Below are 16,826 nucleotides of genomic sequence, written 5' to 3' on the forward strand. Positions count from 1 at the left end.
TCGACCGGCAGCGGTTGCTGCAACCATACCTGGCCGCCGTTGACAAAAGCCGCCGGTTGGCCATGACTCCATGCTCATCGAACCCGTGGATACTGCCGGCATAGCAACCTCCGCAGATCGACTAATACTAGGCATACTTAGATTTGACTCATGGCGGCCACCCATGCCCCGCTCAAATGCCCGCGACAGAGTAAAGCACCTGCAGAGCCAGCGATATCCGGTCATCCGGCTTTACCCCTGCCGCTGACACCGAAAGACTTTTTCGCAACACCCGACGAATCCCGGCATGTCGCGGGTCCGCGCTTCAGGCCACGCTTCTTGGAGAACACCGACCAGATGCCGTGATCAGGGCACAGGCGCTGGACCCTGTTCCCGCCCGCCGTAATGCCCTTCTCCGCGAGTTCGTCGGCGATGAACCTGTACCGACCGCTTGTGCGTTGCCGCCCCTCAACCCGGGAAGTCACGGCAGAACGACCGCCGGACCCGAAAAACGCCCCTGATCTGGCACGACTCGGGCTTAAGCAGGATGCTGGACACATGAACAACACCGTGAGCGTGATCGAATTCGATCTGAAAACAACCGCGAGTCCGGAGAAGGTGCGCGCCGCGCTGATCGACTTTTCTGAACGCCGCCCCCAGTTGTGGCCGGGCATCGAACCTTCGCTCTACCAGGTTTACTCGGTTGGCGAGACCAGCGCGGACGTGCGCGAAGGCAGTAAGGGCCCGGGCATGAAGGTCTGGGCGCGCGAGCACTATGAGTGGTCCGACCCGCGCACCGTGCGCTGGACGGTCCAGGAGAGCAATTTCTCGGCGCCAGGCAGCTACGTGGCGGCCACCGTCCGGCCTGGTCGCGACGGCGGCAGCGTCGTCCACGTGACTTGGGACCGCACCGGCAGCACGGTGGTAGGGCGGCTGATCTGCAGGATGATTAGAATGTCCAAGGGCAAGCCCGTCGCTGCATCATTCAAGCGGGGTCTGGCGGTGCTGGAGAGCGGCAACTAAGGCTCACGGACGGCCGGTGCGGGATCGTCTACCGGGCGCTGCGGCCTTCCAGTCCTACCGAAGAGGCTCTTATGCCGAGAGAGTCATCGAAAATCTTTAGCGAACTCACGAAGAGCACTGATGCAGCAGGTGCGCACTGACTGCAGCGACTCCTGGGCTCTCGCCAATTGTGTGTGACTTCAGAGGGATCGACTGAACGCTCTGATCACGTGAGCGCACGAGCGAAAGGACGGCGAAGACAGCCGGCCGGATCGCCCATCAAAAGCAATGTTCAGCGCGCAATCGCCACAGGCCAATTGCCTGCTCAGGTATCGACGTGGATGTGGCTCCCGGAGCTGAACAAAGTAGTTCAGCAAGAGCGTACTTGCTCTGGGTCGTGCCGCCAGTGTGCGGTGTGTTCTCGGCACTGGGCGTTGTCGCCTTTTTTCGACGATCTTGAACATCCATGGTCGGTGCTCTGATCACCGCCTTCTTCCTTGCCGCCGCGGTCGGTTTTCCGCTTCGGGTTGCCCGTCGACCGACGCGTATTGAAGCCTTGATGGCGCAATTGCCAGGAGAGCCGGAGCGGTCAACTGCACGGTGCTGGACAGGACGCCATCGAAAACACTGAAGGCTCACCTTTCAACCACAGCAAGAGTATTGCACCGCGGGCAGACATGTGGGGCGGTTCCCTGGTCAAGACTGTCGCGGAACCTTAGTGACAGCGGCTAGGCGGCCCATGTAAGACTGAGTCAAGACCTGAGATTGAGGCGCACATGGACGGACAACAGTGGATCTGGGTTGCGATGGTTCTGATTGCCGCGGCCGCAGTAGGCATTGTCATGGCCTTTGGACGCCGGTGACAATCACCGGTTGAATCGCGCGTTCAGACGGGGCCCCGACGAACTCCGGGCCGTTCTTCCGCGCGGGGTTGACCTTGTCGCTCGCCACGTGGGGCACATCTCCTGAACTGTGCGCGGTTTGGCGACGCCACTTAGGTCTCGCCGGCGGCCGAGGCGCGGCGGCCCGCGTTCGTGGCCGGGGAGCCACCCGACTGAATGGACGTGCGTGAGGCCGTAGGCCGGATGCCGTCACGCGGCCGGTGCAGGCGCCAAGCATTCGGCGAGGAGGGCCCGAACCGACGCATCACCAATACCACTGCCATTCCGACGGTGCCCAGCCGGAGGGAACCTGATGGTTCTCCGTCATCCCACACCTGGCACAGCTGTAACTGACCGACGGGAGCCTCAGTCCACTGCCATCGACCGCGTGAACCTCAGGAACATACCCGTGGAAAATCAAGGAAAAACCCGGCCCGCAGCGCCCGCAAGCGGGTACCCGAGCCTGCGCAGCGGGAAGAGAAAGACGGTCAGTGTCCATCCGGTGGCCATCACTTGCAAGCGCCCTGCTTCTCCCTCACGTCCTTGTCATCCAGGAACCGGCAGTGATCCAATGTTCAAAATCCGCGACCGAGCGGCCAGGTAATGCGTGAGCCCGTAATGGCTAAAACCTTAAGTCAGCTGTACCCGCGGGGGCCATGGTTAAGCCAGAACCGATGGTGCGCATTCAGTTAGGCCCGACGGCGGTTTGAGCTGCGCGTTTGAAGTTAAACCCCAAGAATTGGGGAAGGTCCACCGAAGGCGGACGTGTAGTCTAACGCCATGCGCACAACCGGCAACGTGGCCTGGGACGAGACCCTGGAAGCCTACAAGGGCCGTGAAGCGGCTGACTATGTGACCGTAGTAGCGGCGACCACCAGTGTTTGCGCTTCGTGCGGCGCCCCTCTGGAGCCCGGCGCTCCCCTGTCGCTGGCGGTGGATATCACCGACGGCACAGACCCGGACGGCCTGGCCTACCTGGTCTTTGATCCTTCGGTCTGCCACCGCCAGTGCCGCGAACCGGCCGTGACAGTGTCCAAAACTTCCGGACCGGTCGAGCTGATGAGCGTGGGCAGGCAATTCACCCTCCGCGCAGCGATGACCGGGACCAAGGACGTGCCGGTACTGGCCTACACGGTCGATCCAATCGTTCTCTTCCACCAGGCCGGGGGCGAATCAATATCCGCACACGTCAGCGTACTATTAACGGTGGGATTCCGCCTCTCACTCAGCCCTGAGCTCGACGAGATCCTGCAGGCCGCCAGGCCAGTGGACCACGGGGTTGCCTGCTTGGTGTCCCAGCAAGGTTTCATCTCTCACGAGATCCACGAAGACGTCTACTACTCCCGCCAGCTGGACCTCCACGACCCCGCCCACACAGCCTGGCTCCAGGCGACCCGACACAGCGACGTGCTCGTCATCAGCGGCGACCACCTGGACATTACAAGCTCCGGCCTGGACCTCAGGGCCGCTGCACATCTGGGAACGCTCGTCACCGGATGGGTACCCGTCGGGACCCTGCGGCAAGAATCAGGCCAAGCCCCCTAACCAACCAAAACCGTGCGGGTATGTCCGATGGCCGGGGCCGATAAACGCTCCTGAGGAGCAGGTGATGCGTAATCTGAAATCAGGCCGGCGACGGCAGCGAGACGATTGCGTTCCCCCAACAACCAGCACATGCACCACGCCCCGCCGCCGTTCCGATATGCCCCGGCGTTACCGATGGTCCCTGCCGTAATAGTTTTGACGACTATCGGAGCATCGATAATGACAAAACAGTGCCAGAGGGGATCCGGAGCTCTACGACAGTGCGCCCTGGACCCAACAGCCGGCCGCGAATCGGACGCCCGAATAGAAGACCCGCCAAGAATTCAGTACCGATCGATCATCGTCAGGTCATGTCGCCCGGACTGCCTGCCGCGATGAAAGACCAAAGCCAACACAACCGGATCCCCAACAGAGTAAGGAGAGAGCCGAAGACAGGTAGAACACCCCAGCGGGGCGGGCCGCAAGAATACCGTTCGTCCCACGCTCAGAGGCCCAAAAAGAGCCCCTGAGCTGGGAAAACGTGCCCAAGGTGGGACTCGAACCGGGTTCCGGGCGCCGGAAACACTGACCGCCACCGCAGGCTTGAGTGTCCCTTTCGCTCTCTTCACGCACTGTGGCATCTACGAGGCGAGGGTACAGGACACCTTCTTCGTCGCCGACCAGCCACTCGACGACGGTAACGGCAATCCCCCTGCAGGCTGGGGCAACCCCTACCAATCTGGCACCATCACCGTGACCGGCCAAAGGGCCGTCTTCCATGACGATCTAGGCCACACGGTGACCTTCCATGAACGGCCCGGCGCCACGAGCTTCCTCAAGCTCTGCGCCTGAGGGCGTACCTTCAGAATTCGGAACTTAGAGTACGCTAAGCGTCTTCTCGAATCCCGTAGTCCCTGGATCGAGCTGAGAAAACCGTTTCAAGAGCTAGTTTTGAGAACCGAAGCTGGCGCAGTCTCAAGTATTTTGTTTTTTAAAGGCGCTCGATGATCTTCCGGATCGGCGATGCTGTCCTCCACCGCCGCGACCACATCCGAGGCTTTGAACTGGCGCCGGATGACCGCAAGGGCAGCAGGCTGTGTATTCGTCGAGACGAAAGAAAAACCGGATGTGCCGGCCGAAAGAGGCCACGTCGGACTGGAGTCGAAGCCAACCTCCAATTTGAGCGTCGAGGGCAAACGGTCCAACCATTGGGTGTGATGGTGGCAACGCAAGGCCGGCGTTGGCGAGCTTCTGCTCTGGTGTCATATGGTCAGTCTCTTGATATGTTCAATGAGGAGAGGACGCTAGGGAGATGTCTCCGTCCTCGCCGCCGGTGGAGTGCACGACGACGCCTGCTTCGGCGAACTCTCAGCGAACATCCTCGCGCAGCGGGGCGCGGCTGCAGTGGTTATCGACGGCGCCGTCCGTGATGTCATCGGCATTAACCAGACACCGCTTCCGGTGTTCGCCCGCGCAGTCACGCCCCGTAATTACCACCCCTTCGGACAGCCCTACGGCTCCATCAACCTGCCCGTCACCTGCGGCGGGACGCTCATCTACCCCCGGCGACGTGATCGTCGCAGACGAGGGCGGCGTCGTTGTCGTGCCGTGGCACATTGCCGCCGAGGTAGCCGCGGCCGCGGAACAGATCCCAAGCCTTGAAGACAGCCGCCGAGAAGCGATCCGGTCCAGCAGCGGCCCAGCCCCCATGTACGAAAAACAACTCCGAGGCGCTGGATACACCATCCACTGAGACCATACGCGCATCGTCCACACGCTGCACCCAGGTCAGCCCGTACCAGAAACAAGTGCCAGCACGACAAAACACCCGCGTACCGCAAGCTTTACGAACAATCTGAGGAATCCGGGGCCGCTCACGTAGCTTACAGCCCTGCCTCGCGAAAGATCGTTACCGGATGCTGGGTCAGGTCGATGCCGGTCACGTCGTTCTGGCGGGTAATGCAGTCAACTGCCCTCTACGAATCGTCTGCTGCCCAGGCATGATGAAGTACCAGTTCAGCCGGTCCAGCTTCCCCGGCCGGTGACCAGGTCAAGCCCGACCAGGCACGGATTACCGTTGTTCCCGGTAATGATGTCCCGGAAGGTGATGGAGCTTCCGTAGACGTAGGCGGCGTTGACCGCAATGCCGGTGCCGGCGGATCGTGCAGCCCACATCGGTGAGGAGACGCTGGTGCCGCCTACGGTGAACCAGCCGGACTGTCCGTTATAAGGGGTGGAATCGTAGACCGAGACACCTGATGCCGGGTCAGCGTCCAAGGACACGTCCGGGGTCGCGCGCTTGCCGCCGCAGCCCACCTGGCTGTACTGATGGAAGTTCGCCTGAATGGTATTGGCGGTCTCGTAGGCACTGCATCCGCCCCCCGAGCTGCCCCAGCCGGTTTCACCGGTAAAGGTGCCGCTGCTGTCAAAATGCAAAGTGGTGCCACCCACGGAGATGACGTTCGGGGAAGCCGAGGGATAGCCTGCGGGGGCGCCGTTGTCCCCGGAGGAGACGAAGTAGCTGACCCCGGCCCGGGCGAAGTGCGAGTCATACGCCGCTTCCCCGCTGAACTCAGAACCGCCCCAGCTGTTGGAGACATACTGGGCGTGCGCCGAGGCATAGTCTTCAGCCGCCATCAGGTTCGTGAAGCTGTTGCTCGCTGCTTCCACAAGCAGGATCTTCGCCGCCGGGGCGATGGCGTGGGCCCACTGAATGTCCAGAGAGATTTCCAGCGCCCACCCTGAGTTGGCTCTCGGATACTTGATGCCGCCGCTCTGATTGACTTTCGTGAAGCACCCGTTGGCGGTGGTGCAGGGCGGCAGTCCGAACTGGGTACTGAACACGCCCAAGTCGAACTCAGCGCTCGGGTCGTTATAGGCATCAACAATGGCAATAGTCGTACCACCACCTACTGCCCCGGTGGGAAAATTGTAGACTCCCTGCACCGTCGCCGGGGCGAGGCCGGCCGGCGCCGCCGTGGCCCCCGGCCGGACACGGATCGGGTGGTCGACATAATGCTCGTGCGGGGCCGGTGAGTCCGCTACCGCCGCAGTCACACCGGCCGTTGCAGTGAACAGAGCGAGCGTGAGAAGGGGGGCGATACGACGAAACCAGGACATCGGATACTCCCGGAACAACAAGAACGGCGAGAATAGTTAAAAGACCACGCAGTCTCCTACGCGCGGCCGAAACATAAAAAACCAGCCCAGCCGAAGCCTATTCCACCCTGGGCGAAGTAGCCACAGACTGCGCATCGAGCGGCAAAAAACCTCCCTCAACCGCCATGTCCTTGCCCAAAGCCGGTACCTAAAGGATCCGGTTTGGGGGTCAGGGGATCAGGAGATCAGGTCGACGCGACGGCCGGTCAGCGGCGATAAATGGCCCGTTTTTCCCAGCGCTATTTGTCGCCCTTCAGCGCGTAAGGGAATCCTTGAGTTCTTGCGGTGATTGCAACACCTAGCGGATGGGTGTTTTTTTACTGTCGAAGGTGAAAGCCTGTCGGTCCCCCACCGGCGGGTTTTCCTCGCTACCTCCCGAGGTCTTCCAACCGGTTCGCCAGAGCCACGAAGTGCATGGTTCTGCGCACCGTCAGCACCGCGGACCGCGGTTATTCTTGGTTTACCAGGCCGGCCCTTGATCAGGACAATGGGAATGGACAACGCTCATCAGCTATGGCGGACCGACCCCGCGACACTGCGTGACTACATCGCTGATATGGGGCAGCGCGGGCGAGAATCGCTGTCTGCCCGGTTCCTGAGAAGCCGCGGCTGATGGCTCACTCGGTCATGAAGAAGGCTTGCCTCTGCTCAAAGCTTCGGCTGGCCCGCTTGAATTACTTCTGGTTCTGGCGGGAATCCTGCAACGTCGATACCGGTGTCCTGAAGCAGCACGTCTTCAGGAGCAAGTCCTTCGCCTGGCTGGCTCCCCGGACAGGGAGGCGAACGTCTGGCACCGGATTGGGCTGCGGTTGTTTGACGAAGCCCGGTACCGTGATGCAGCGGCGGAGTTTCAATGCCCAGTGACGTCTATGGCGCTATGCCAGACACTTGGCTGCTTTTCCACGGGTCGCGCGATGAACCCGAGACTCTCAGACCCCGCCAGCGAGGGTATAGATGTGTCTTGGGGTCGTAACGGTTGGATCCTCACTGATGAGGACCAGGGTTGCAGGGGTTCCGTCAGGATAGGTTTTCAGCCACCTGTCGGTAATTCCCGTGGAGTCCACGCCTCTGGCCACCCAGCCATTTCGGACGGCATTGTCCCCGACAGCCTTGTAGACGTCGGACCTGCCGACGGTGCTGGTGAAAGTAACGCTCACGCTGGCGCCGAAAGAGCCCCCGGAACCGAAAACGGGGCTTTCGTAACGGGCAGGAGTCTGTTTCTCTGATATCTTGACCAGTTGTGCTGGAAGATCTGCCATGACCGGGTCCGTAGCCAGCATGTGCAGCTTCCTGTCTCCAGGGTCGCTGTCGCTATGCTGGGTGGGGCGGTTGGAAGGTGTCACTGTACTGTTCCGGCCTACGGCGCCCTGCTTAGGGGACGAGCTGACTGCGGCGCCCTGCGTAGGGGACGCGCTGACTGCGCCCTGTACTGAACAGCCGGTCAGAAGCCAGCAGGCAAGAAGGCATGGCACGGCCGGCAGCAGCTGGAGCCCGAGTCGCCTTCCGGCCCGTCCAGCCCGGCGGTTCATCGCCGGCAGCTTGACTGGCCGGAGGGTGCGATCTCCATCAATGAAGTTCACCGTCAAGTCCCCTCAGATGCGAGCCGATCAATAGCGGCCAGAATACCGTCGCGACCAGCGGTCCGGCCATCGTTTCCGGAGCAAAGAGACACTTCGATACGGGCTGTCAAGGGATCCTTGACAGTTGGGGGGGAATCCGTGCTGATGTGTAGCCTGTCGGTATGAGCAAGGCGGCCCCGGAGGGGTTCTGGCGAAAGATCCTGCGCGTGCTGAACAATCTCGTTCGAGACGGCGGGCCCTTCGCGCCGGGATGGGGCCTGGAACGAAGGAGAAATGAGTAGACCACGCTATTCGGGGGGCTTGCAGGATCCATAGATGATGGTCGGGGAATGCTCCAGGAGCCAGGGCTCCGGCCGTGCGGGCAATCCACACGGGGTGCGGTTTCTCCGGATCGCTGTCCTGGCCGCTGACACCCCTGCCGCTGGTGTCCGGAAAGGATGGGCTTCCGGACATACGGAAGCGCCATTTAGCGCTGCGAAAAGTCCGCCATTTATCGGCGCGAATCACAGCATTCCGCAAAGTCGCCAGTCATGCCTCGGCCACAGTCGTCTCAGCAACGGAGCCTTTGCTGAGACGGCTGGAAGCCAGGCCGGAATTGCGGTTATGGGGCTCCATCGCCCGGGTGAACTGCTCCCCGAAAGTTGGACTGAGAAATCCGTTCTGACTTTCGGGGAGCCTCCGATCCCGACAGAAGGCGTGCCCGTGGCTGATCAGCATTCCCTCGCCCTCGACGACTTACCCGCGGCGACGGCCGTGACCGCAGGCACCGTCCCCTGCACATCCCTCACCCTCGGCCACGTGCTCACCGGCCTGGGCGCCGACCACGGACCCGCCCATCCGGCTGGAGAACATGCTGCTCATCCGGCACGTCTTCGTGCCGAGCAATCCCGATCAGCTGCAGGGACCGGAAGACCTTACGGAAGCACGCGTCCTCGAATGCACCAGAGTGCAGAGCGTCTTGACTCGGCGCATTCCTGCCGACCCTCCCGACTACTGGGTAATCTTCATCGGTGACGGCAAGCTACGGTCTCGCCTCTGGTTCACCTTCAGGAACTATGGAGAGCTGCGTGCCGAACAAACCAACACGTGGCGCGTCTTCGACCTGCGCCCCTGCGGGTTCCCTGCCCCGTTGGCTGGTCGGCTGTTTGTGGAGTGGAACAAGAACGCGCAGGTCTGGAGCCGGATGACGACCGCTGCCGCGGGCCTGCCCGTGCTGGAGATCGCAGACAGGGACAAGGTTCCCTTTCCCGGGTTCGACGGCGTGCTGCTCCGCTACGACCAATTGCGCGACCGAATTGGGCCGTCGCGGAAGACTCCCTGTACGTCCCGAGCGCATTCCTCCACGCACGCTGGCGGGAGTCTTCGGAACAAGAAGGCCTTGGCTCGCTGCACGGCGTGGAGACGCTCTCCGCACGGGTGGCGGAAGGGTCGCTGGGCTTCTCGGACGCCGCGCCGGAACAGATCCGGCGGGAGTCTCTGGACTGGGCCTTACGGCAGAAGATGAAGTACCACCCCGCCCTCCGCGAATCCGGTGCCCTCGATGTTGTGCGCAACGTTGCTCGCTCCTCTGGCGTCGCCATGCACCTTCGTTCCGGTACGGAGTCGCGCTCATCTCCGAGCCATGTAGCGCTGCCACGGCCGGCCACGGTCACGCGATCAGCGTGGGCCTGCGATTTGATGCCGACCGATTCGCCGAGTGGCTCATGTCCGCGCTGAGGCAGGGCAGAGCCACTCGGCTGACAGCTCTACCGGCCGCAGCCTCTCGCGCTAGTGACAATGCCGTGGCCGACCGCGCACACCCCACACCGGTGATTGTCACCGACCGCCGCGGCCGCATCACCACGCGTTGCAAAGGACCCCGGCCCTCCGAGCGCCCGGTCACAGTGCGAGGAGACCGGCTTCCTTGCGCTGCCGCGAGCAGCTACTTCCTCGTCTGCCCGATGCCCTGAGCACTCCATCGGACCAATTCGACCGAGGCGGCCGAGCACACTGCTACACGCTCGCCGCGGTCTCGTAGTAGGAGGAGGTCATGCTCTCGCACAGGGCGGCGGCGGCACCGAAGTGCTCTTGGAAGCCTGAATCCTGCCTCCAAGCCTCTCTTGAGGCTTCGTCGCTCCATTCGGAGAACGAGACGTAGTGCCCCGAGTTCTGCTGATCGCGCATGAGGGTCGCTGTCACCTTCGCTGGGAAAGTGTCCTGTGTCCAGCGGAGGAATTCAGTCCACTTCTCAACGAATTCCTGATCCAGATCCGCCTTGACGTGCCAATCGCCTGAAGCGTACAGAGCCATGGATACCAACCCCTTCAAGAGTCTCCGACAGCATTCATGGTAGGCCCGCAGAGGCGCATGTCACCACGCCCTAATGGACGGTGTTTTCGGGGTTCTCGCCTACCGTGGTCGGTTGGTCCGGCCGCTGACGGTACCCCCGGCACTGGTACATGGACTCCCGGTTGCCCGGCGCGAGGCGCCTCCCGAACAACAACAACGCAGGCGAACAACAACAGCGCGGGCTGCTGACGGACCGTGCCCCGATTAGAAGAAGCCAGCGCAATCATGCCTGAACGGCATCACGGCGGACACGTGACCGGCACTCCCCCGCACTGCCACGACCGCCCGTCCGTTTTCGCCCACCTGCACCGCGGCTCCATGCACCCTGCGCCATGGCAACCAGTCGCTGCGCTCCGTCTCCGCCGTGACTCCGGCCACATTCCGCTTCCGCTCCTCGGGGGGGTGGCAGCAGCTCGGCGGCCGGTGTGTCCGCGGCCGTCGAGGAAACTCGGTGAACCTCGTGAACCCCAAGGGGATCATGAGGATGACGAGGAGCACCATCATCATGATGACGACCATCGTGGCCACAGCCGGCGGCCACGAGGAACAACATGCCCCGCTGCGAATGGGATCACCGGGCCGCTGGTCAGCTGCCGGCGGTGTCGCGGGCGTATCGGACGGGAACATTGTGATCCACGCCGGGGCAGGCGACGAAGCCGCCGCCCTGAGACCCATGAACTAGGAACCCAATCACAAGACGCAGATCACAGAAAAGCGACACGCACGCGCCCGACCCAGGTCATGTCGCTACGCGATCGATCGACCATGAACAAGTGAAGAAGCACAAGCCGCGAGGCACCCGAGCAGAGGAAGAAGGCCTAGTTACGAAACATCCGACCCGCAAGAAGAGAACCCCTACCGAATTCGCTCAGGTCATGTCGCCGAAGCTCTCATTCGCCATGAAGAAGCAGAAACCAACACGGGCCAGCTCGAAGAGGAAAGAGGAAACCAATGCGCACGATACGACTCCCCGAAAAAGAGAAGCTGGAAACGGTTTGATTCTCGTCATGTTGCTCAGACCATAAAAGTCCATGAACAAGTAACGAATGCCAGGCGGTCGATCAGCGAAGCAAGCAAGGAGGCAACCGGCCACACTACCGGCCACCTATGAAAAAAGGCCCCCGAAGGGGTTGTGCACACTCAGAGGCAAAAAAGCCCCTGACCTGGGAAAACACGTGCCCGAGGTGGGACTCGAACCGGGTTCCAGACCCCGGAAACACGGGGAAGTCCCGAAAACGTGCCGAGTACGTCCCAATCCGGCACCGGTACGGCCGAGTCCGACGGCCAGGGTGTGCACATTGTGCACACCACATTTTCGGGCTTTTGAGCCCGCTTCCCGGCCACGACCAAGATGTTCAAACGTCCAGGAACGGGTTGCCGGGTCGGGCGGACCACGCTCGGCAAGTAGCTCCAACGCGGCGGTCACCTGCTCGTACGAGCCCTGATCGAGCGCGAGCAGCCACGACTCCACCAGCTCAACGTCAACATCCCACACCGACTCCATGACACAGCCCACAGGTTATACAACTCAAGGGCTATATCAATGGGGAGCGGACCGCGCCGTGGGCCGTCTTCAGCTTGCCGAGAAGAGCTCACCGCACCGCCGGATCGTCCTGCCGGAGTCCGAGCGATCCCGCGATCGCGCCCCCGATCCGCTCCATGATCTCCCGGGCGGTAAGCATATGCATTACCTGCCAAGGCCACTGATGACCCTACGATGGCCAATCCCGCAGAACCATAGTGGGCAGATCCATTGGCCATCACCGGGCAGTTTTACTTGCCATCGGCGGGCACTATAACTGGCCGCGGGTGGGCCGAAACTAATGGCCATTGACATCGCGCGAAGCGGATCACGTGTGCGACTAGGTTGGCCCGCCCCACCGCATCCAGGAGAACGACCCGTTGGGTAGTACTCAACTTCAAGAGACCGGCCCAAATATGGTGTGTGTGTGTTCCAGATCGCAGAACCCGGGCCAAGGGTCGCTTTATCGTTAAGGCTACGGAAAGAGAGTCTGAGTGCAGTCTCGATGGGCGCGAAGTCTCCACGCGTCCGAATACGCAGGAAAGGGTGAAAGGTAAGAATATGGTCAGGGCCATCTGGAACGGGAAAGTCATTGCCGAGTCGGAGGACACGGTAGTGGTTGAGGGCAATCACTATTTTCCGCGTGAGGCGGTAAATCCGCTGTATCTGAAGGACAGTGACATGTATTCCGCCTGCCCGTGGAAGGGGCAGGCCAGCTATCACACGCTTGAGGTTGATGGCCAGGTCAACGTCGATGCGGCCTGGTACTACAGCGACCCCAAGAAGCGGGCTGCGCCGATCAAGGATCGTATTGCTTTCTGGCGGGGCGTGCGGATCGAGAACTGACGTGCCGGGCGGTCAGAGGTAGCTGCAGATCCTGGACTGGTCGCAGTCAGCCGGGTCTCCTGCCGCGACCGACTGGTAGGAGGCGGCCACCCCTGCCCGGAGTGCTGTCAGTTCAGCAATTTTCGAATCCAGTTCAGCCAGTTGGCCGGCCAGAATGTCCCGGACGTGGGCGCAGGGGCCGCCGCCGGGCTCCTGGACGGCGAGGATGCCGCGGATCTGGTTTACGGACAGCCCGGCAGCCCTGCCCCGCGCAATGAAATCAAGGCGGTCCACGCTGTCTTGGTCGTACTGCCTGTAGCCGTTGGTGCCGCGTCGGGCTGGCGGGAGAAGACCCTGTTCCTCGTAGAAGCGAAGGGTCTTGGGCGTCATCCCCACAATTTCGGCAACTTCACCGATCCGCATTTATGGTCCTCGTTTCCACAATCCGGGGCAGGTCCTTTTGGGGCTCCTGCAGATTCCTTCATTCCAGTTTAGGTGAAGGTTTTCTTGGCCAGCCGGACCTTCTGCGCCAGGGATCCCGGTTTTCTTGACCTTCCCCTAGAGGGAAAGTGCAGGGTGGGACCAGGAAGGACGAGCAGTGCCCGGAAAGGTTTCACGGCCGGTCGCGGACTCGTCGTCAATGCCGCATCCGGAGGTTTCATGTCTGCTACGCAACGTTTTGAGTTTGATCTGGCAATTGTCGGTTCAGGCGGGGGCGCCTTCGCTGCGGCCATCCGTGCCAGCAACCTGGGCAAGAGCGTCTTGATGGTGGAGCGGTCAACAATTGGCGGGACCTGCGTGAACACCGGGTGCGTTCCCTCCAAGGCGCTGCTCGCCGCCGCCGAGGCCCGGCACGTGGCTCTGGAGGCAGGGGGAAGATTCCCAGGGATCACTGCAGACGCTGGCCCGGTGGACATGCCGGGACTGATTAGCGGTAAGCGTGACATGGTGGAGGGGATGCGTTCGGAGAAGTATGCCGACCTGATTGATAACTATGGCTGGGAGCTCCGCCAGGGCACCGCCACTTTCTCGGGCACACCGGAGGAACCGGTGCTGGACATCACTTCCCCCGACGGTGCCGGGGAGTCGGTGTCAGCGGCCCACTACCTGGTGGCCACGGGTTCTGAGCCCTGGGCTCCCCCGGTGCCGGGGCTTCAGGACACCGGCTACCTGACGTCCACGACGGCAATGATGTTGGAAGAGGTCCCGGAGTCCCTGCTGGTGGTCGGCGGGGGCTATGTGGCTCTGGAGCAGGCCCAGCTGTTCGCCCGGCTGGGGTCCAAGGTGACCATGCTGGCCCGTTCCCGGCTCGCGTCGGCAGAGGAACCTGAAGTCTCGCTGGCCCTGATGAGCGTCTTCACCGATGAGGGCATCCGGGTCCTCCGCCGCGCCACACTGGTGTCGGTGGCCCGTGATGAAAGTTCGGGCGGGGTGAAGGCAGTGGCAGATGTCGCCGGCGGCCGCCAGGAGTTCCGGGCCGCCCGGCTGCTGATGGCCACCGGACGGCGGCCCGTCACCGAGGGGCTGAACCTGGAGGCGGTCGGGGTGAAGACCGGGGACCGGGGCGAAGTCCTTGTGCAAGGGTCCTTGGCCAGCACCAACCCGCGGATCTGGGCTGCCGGCGATGTGACCGGGCACCGGGAGTTCGTGTACGTAGCGTCCGCCCACGGCGCCCTGGCCGTCGACAACGCGTTCAGCGACGCCGGCCGGGAGGTTGATTACCGCCACCTGCCCCGGGTGGCCTTCACCAGTCCGGCGATGGCCGCCGTCGGCCTGACCGACGAGCAGGCAAACGGCGCCGGCGTCAGCTGTGAATGCCGTGTCCTGCCGTTGGAGTACGTTCCGCGCGCTCTGGTGAACCGGGACACCCGGGGCTTCATCAAACTTGTGGCCGAGAACGGCACCGGCAGGATCCTGGGGCTGACCGCTGTCGGCAAGGAAGCCGGCGACCTGGCCGCCGCGGGGGTGTACATCCTGGAAGCAGGCATGACGGTTGAACAGGTCGCCAACCTGTGGAGCCCCTACCTGACCATGGCCGAAGGCATCAAAATCGCGGCCCAGTCCTACACCACCGACATCTCCCGGCTCTCCTGCTGCGCCACATAACCACGCCCCATGTACGCCAAGATAACGCGAAAGGCAGGAACTGATGGAGGAGCACTTTGACGTGGCCATCCTGGGCATGGGCCCCGGGGGCGAGGTGGCGGCCAGCCGGCTTTTGAAGGCGGGCAGGAAGGTTGCCGTTATCGAACGCGAACTGATCGGCGGTGAATGCGCCTACTGGGCCTGCGTTCCCTCCAAGACTCTCCTCCGGCCGCCTGAAGCCAAAACCGCGGCAAACCGCGCCGCCGGCGCCAGCGGGGCCGAACTGGACTGGGTTGCTGCCAGCGACTACCGGGACTACATGATCCGGCACCTCAACGACAAAGCCCAAGTCGACGGCTACACGGGGCAGGGTGCGACGGTCATCAAAGCCGAAGCCAGGATCACCGGGCCCGGCACCCTGCAGGCCGGCGACAGGAACCTCGCCGCCGACCACATCATCATCGCCACCGGATCTGAGGCAGTCGTCCCCGACCTGGAAGGGGCAGAGCACGTCACCACCTGGACCAACCGGGAAACCTTCACCGCCACCGAGCTGCCCAAGCGCGCAGTGCTGATCGGCGGCAGCGCAGTGGGCACGGAAACCGCAACCTTTCTTGCCCGTTTCGGCGTTGATGTGACCCTTGTTCACCGCGGTCACGGCCTGCTGGAACGTGAAGAGCCCCGGGTTGGGGAACTGGCCCGGATCTATCTCGAGGAGGCCGGTGTGAAGGTGCGGCTAGGAGTCCGTGCGGCCCGGGCCCGGCGGGAAGGAAACGGCAGCGTTCTGGAGTTCGACGACGGCACATCGGTGGGTGCTGACGTCATCATTTTCGCGACGGGGCGCCGGCCCCGGAGCAAGGATCTGGGCTTCGAAACGGCCGGGGTCACCCTCGATGACCGGGGTGCGGTGCAGGTCGATGAATTTTGCCGGGCCCGGGGCAACGTGTGGGCGATCGGTGATGTTACCGGGGTCATGCCTTTCACCCATGTGGCGAAGTACCAGGGCCGGATCGTGGCAGACGCCATCCTCGGCCGTCCTCGGCCAGCCACCTACGAGGGCATCCCGCGGGTGGTCTTCGGGGATCCGGAGATCGCGGCCGCAGGCCTGACCCAGGCCCAGGCCGACGAACAGGGACGATCCACCGCGTTCGCCGAACTGGATTTGGCCGAATCACTCGCGCGCCCTTGGACCTATGAGCAGGAACCCCGCGGACATCTCGGACTCATCACCGACACCGACGAAGGGATCCTCATCGGGGCCTGGGCTGTCTCACCCCTGGCCGGGGAATGGATCCACCAGGCTTCCCTCGCCATCCGGACGCGGATCCCGATCGCAGCCCTGCACGACCAGGTTGCGCAGTTCCCCAGCTACAGCGAGGCCTTCCAAATGGCCCTCGAGAATCTCAAATACAGAAAGGAAACACCATGAGCGCCGCAAAAGATGTCACGGATACCACGTTTGAGAACGAGGTCCTGCGATCAGACAAGCCGGTCATCGTGGATTTTTGGGCGGACTGGTGCGGGCCCTGCAGGATGATCTCCCCCGTCTTGGACCAAATCGCCGCCGATCACGCCGACACAGTCGACGTCGCGAATGTCAACATCGACGAAAACCCACAGGTGGCCGCGGAATACGGCATCACGTCCATCCCGGCGATCTACCTGTTCAAAGACGGCGTCCTGAAATCCTCGGTGGTCGGCGCCCGGGCCAAGCAATACCTTGAGAAGGAATTCGCGCAGTACCTGCAATGACCGTCTGCGGAAACCCACGGAGAACCGACCCAAGGGCCGCTATCACCGTGCCACAATCCCAAGCATGGTTTAACAGATGATTGAAAAGTGTCAAAGATGCCTTTGGGGGGAGATCAGACACGCCGACGCGATACCGCGCAGAGGCGGCCGGAACCTCACGCCGGCTTTGGGTCCACCGGCAAGTAAGTG

13 protein-coding genes and 2 pseudogenes are annotated in these 16,826 nt (G+C 62.6%); 10 read left to right on the forward strand and 5 right to left on the reverse strand.

All coding sequences use genetic code 11. The features are described 5' to 3' along the window. Positions 1-293: 293 nt before the first annotated feature. Positions 294-422, reverse strand: a pseudogene (locus L0B83_RS14775) (IS3 family transposase); the annotation flags it as partial. A gap of 115 nt (positions 423-537) precedes the next feature. On the opposite strand from L0B83_RS14775, the gene L0B83_RS14780 reads away from it, so the two are divergent. From L0B83_RS14780 to L0B83_RS14795, 5 genes and pseudogenes are all read left to right on the forward strand, one after another. After that, complete coding sequence (locus tag L0B83_RS14780; RefSeq protein WP_234759217.1) at positions 538-1,002, forward strand: SRPBCC family protein; 465 nt, start codon at positions 538-540, stop codon at positions 1,000-1,002. Positions 1,003-2,642: 1,640 nt separating this feature from the next. Next, entirely contained in the window at positions 2,643-3,407 is a 765-nt protein-coding gene (locus tag L0B83_RS14785) for a hypothetical protein (protein WP_234759218.1), read from the forward strand. 582 nt (positions 3,408-3,989) lie between these two features. After that, a complete protein-coding gene (locus L0B83_RS14790) occupies positions 3,990-4,238 on the forward strand; it encodes a hypothetical protein (protein ID WP_234759219.1) in 249 nt (82 codons plus the stop codon). A 468-nt stretch (positions 4,239-4,706) separates the two neighbouring features. Next, positions 4,707-4,937, forward strand: a pseudogene (locus tag L0B83_RS20015) (RraA family protein); the annotation flags it as partial. A 19-nt stretch (positions 4,938-4,956) separates the two neighbouring features. Continuing rightward, complete coding sequence (locus L0B83_RS14795) at positions 4,957-5,139, forward strand: hypothetical protein (RefSeq protein WP_234759220.1); 183 nt, start codon at positions 4,957-4,959, stop codon at positions 5,137-5,139. Between the two features lie 263 nt (positions 5,140-5,402). Here L0B83_RS14795 and L0B83_RS14800 read toward each other — a convergent pair whose 3' ends face one another. The 3 genes from L0B83_RS14800 to L0B83_RS14810 form a co-directional block, all read right to left on the reverse strand. Beyond that, positions 5,403-6,506, reverse strand: a complete 1,104-nt coding sequence (locus L0B83_RS14800) for a S53 family peptidase (protein ID WP_234759221.1) — start codon at positions 6,504-6,506, stop codon at positions 5,403-5,405. A 968-nt stretch (positions 6,507-7,474) separates the two neighbouring features. Next, complete coding sequence (locus L0B83_RS14805; protein WP_234759222.1) at positions 7,475-7,804, reverse strand: hypothetical protein; 330 nt, start codon at positions 7,802-7,804, stop codon at positions 7,475-7,477. 2,313 nt (positions 7,805-10,117) lie between these two features. Beyond that, positions 10,118-10,414: an antibiotic biosynthesis monooxygenase family protein gene (locus L0B83_RS14810; RefSeq protein WP_234759223.1), complete on the reverse strand. Its 297-nt coding sequence runs from the start codon at positions 10,412-10,414 to the stop codon at positions 10,118-10,120. Positions 10,415-10,904: 490 nt separating this feature from the next. Here L0B83_RS14810 and L0B83_RS14815 point away from each other — a divergent pair, with 490 nt between their 5' ends. Further along, positions 10,905-11,135, forward strand: a complete 231-nt coding sequence (locus L0B83_RS14815; RefSeq protein WP_234759224.1) for a hypothetical protein — start codon at positions 10,905-10,907, stop codon at positions 11,133-11,135. Positions 11,136-12,536: 1,401 nt separating this feature from the next. Beyond that, positions 12,537-12,821, forward strand: a complete 285-nt coding sequence (locus L0B83_RS14820) for a DUF427 domain-containing protein (RefSeq protein ID WP_234759225.1) — start codon at positions 12,537-12,539, stop codon at positions 12,819-12,821. 12 nt (positions 12,822-12,833) lie between these two features. Here L0B83_RS14820 and L0B83_RS14825 read toward each other — a convergent pair whose 3' ends face one another. Then, positions 12,834-13,223 (reverse strand): heavy metal-responsive transcriptional regulator, encoded by a 390-nt coding sequence (locus tag L0B83_RS14825; protein ID WP_234759226.1) that lies wholly within the window; start codon positions 13,221-13,223, stop codon positions 12,834-12,836. A 237-nt stretch (positions 13,224-13,460) separates the two neighbouring features. Between L0B83_RS14825 and merA the strand changes: the two genes are divergently transcribed. The 3 genes from merA to trxA are packed head-to-tail and all read left to right on the forward strand — an operon-like array spanning position 13,461 to position 16,637. Further along, a complete protein-coding gene (gene merA / locus L0B83_RS14830) occupies positions 13,461-14,906 on the forward strand; it encodes a mercury(II) reductase (RefSeq protein ID WP_234759227.1) in 1,446 nt (481 codons plus the stop codon). Between the two features lie 43 nt (positions 14,907-14,949). Further along, complete coding sequence (locus L0B83_RS14835; RefSeq protein ID WP_234759228.1) at positions 14,950-16,314, forward strand: dihydrolipoyl dehydrogenase family protein; 1,365 nt, start codon at positions 14,950-14,952, stop codon at positions 16,312-16,314. Beyond that, entirely contained in the window at positions 16,311-16,637 is a 327-nt protein-coding gene (trxA, locus tag L0B83_RS14840; protein WP_234759229.1) for a thioredoxin, read from the forward strand. Before L0B83_RS14835 ends, trxA begins: the two co-directional genes overlap by 4 nt. The last annotated feature ends 189 nt before the right edge of the window (positions 16,638-16,826 follow it).

This window comes from Arthrobacter alkaliphilus (assembly GCF_021483235.1).
Lineage (GTDB): Bacteria > Actinomycetota > Actinomycetes > Actinomycetales > Micrococcaceae > Arthrobacter > Arthrobacter alkaliphilus.

Bases quoted from the DNA above. Each gene is read 5' to 3' on its own strand.
- L0B83_RS14780 (WP_234759217.1), top strand. From the start codon at position 538: ATGAACAACACCGTGAGCGTGATCGAATTCGATCTGAAAACAACCGCG.
- L0B83_RS14785 (WP_234759218.1), top strand. From the start codon at position 2,643: ATGCGCACAACCGGCAACGTGGCCTGGGACGAGACCCTGGAAGCCTAC.
- L0B83_RS14800 (WP_234759221.1), bottom strand. From the start codon at position 6,506: ATGTCCTGGTTTCGTCGTATCGCCCCCCTTCTCACGCTCGCTCTGTTC.
- L0B83_RS14805 (WP_234759222.1), bottom strand. From the start codon at position 7,804: ATGGCAGATCTTCCAGCACAACTGGTCAAGATATCAGAGAAACAGACT.
- L0B83_RS14810 (WP_234759223.1), bottom strand. From the start codon at position 10,414: ATGGCTCTGTACGCTTCAGGCGATTGGCACGTCAAGGCGGATCTGGAT.
- L0B83_RS14820 (WP_234759225.1), top strand. From the start codon at position 12,537: ATGGTCAGGGCCATCTGGAACGGGAAAGTCATTGCCGAGTCGGAGGAC.
- L0B83_RS14825 (WP_234759226.1), bottom strand. From the start codon at position 13,223: ATGCGGATCGGTGAAGTTGCCGAAATTGTGGGGATGACGCCCAAGACC.
- merA (WP_234759227.1), top strand. From the start codon at position 13,461: ATGTCTGCTACGCAACGTTTTGAGTTTGATCTGGCAATTGTCGGTTCA.
- L0B83_RS14835 (WP_234759228.1), top strand. From the start codon at position 14,950: ATGGAGGAGCACTTTGACGTGGCCATCCTGGGCATGGGCCCCGGGGGC.
- trxA (WP_234759229.1), top strand. From the start codon at position 16,311: ATGAGCGCCGCAAAAGATGTCACGGATACCACGTTTGAGAACGAGGTC.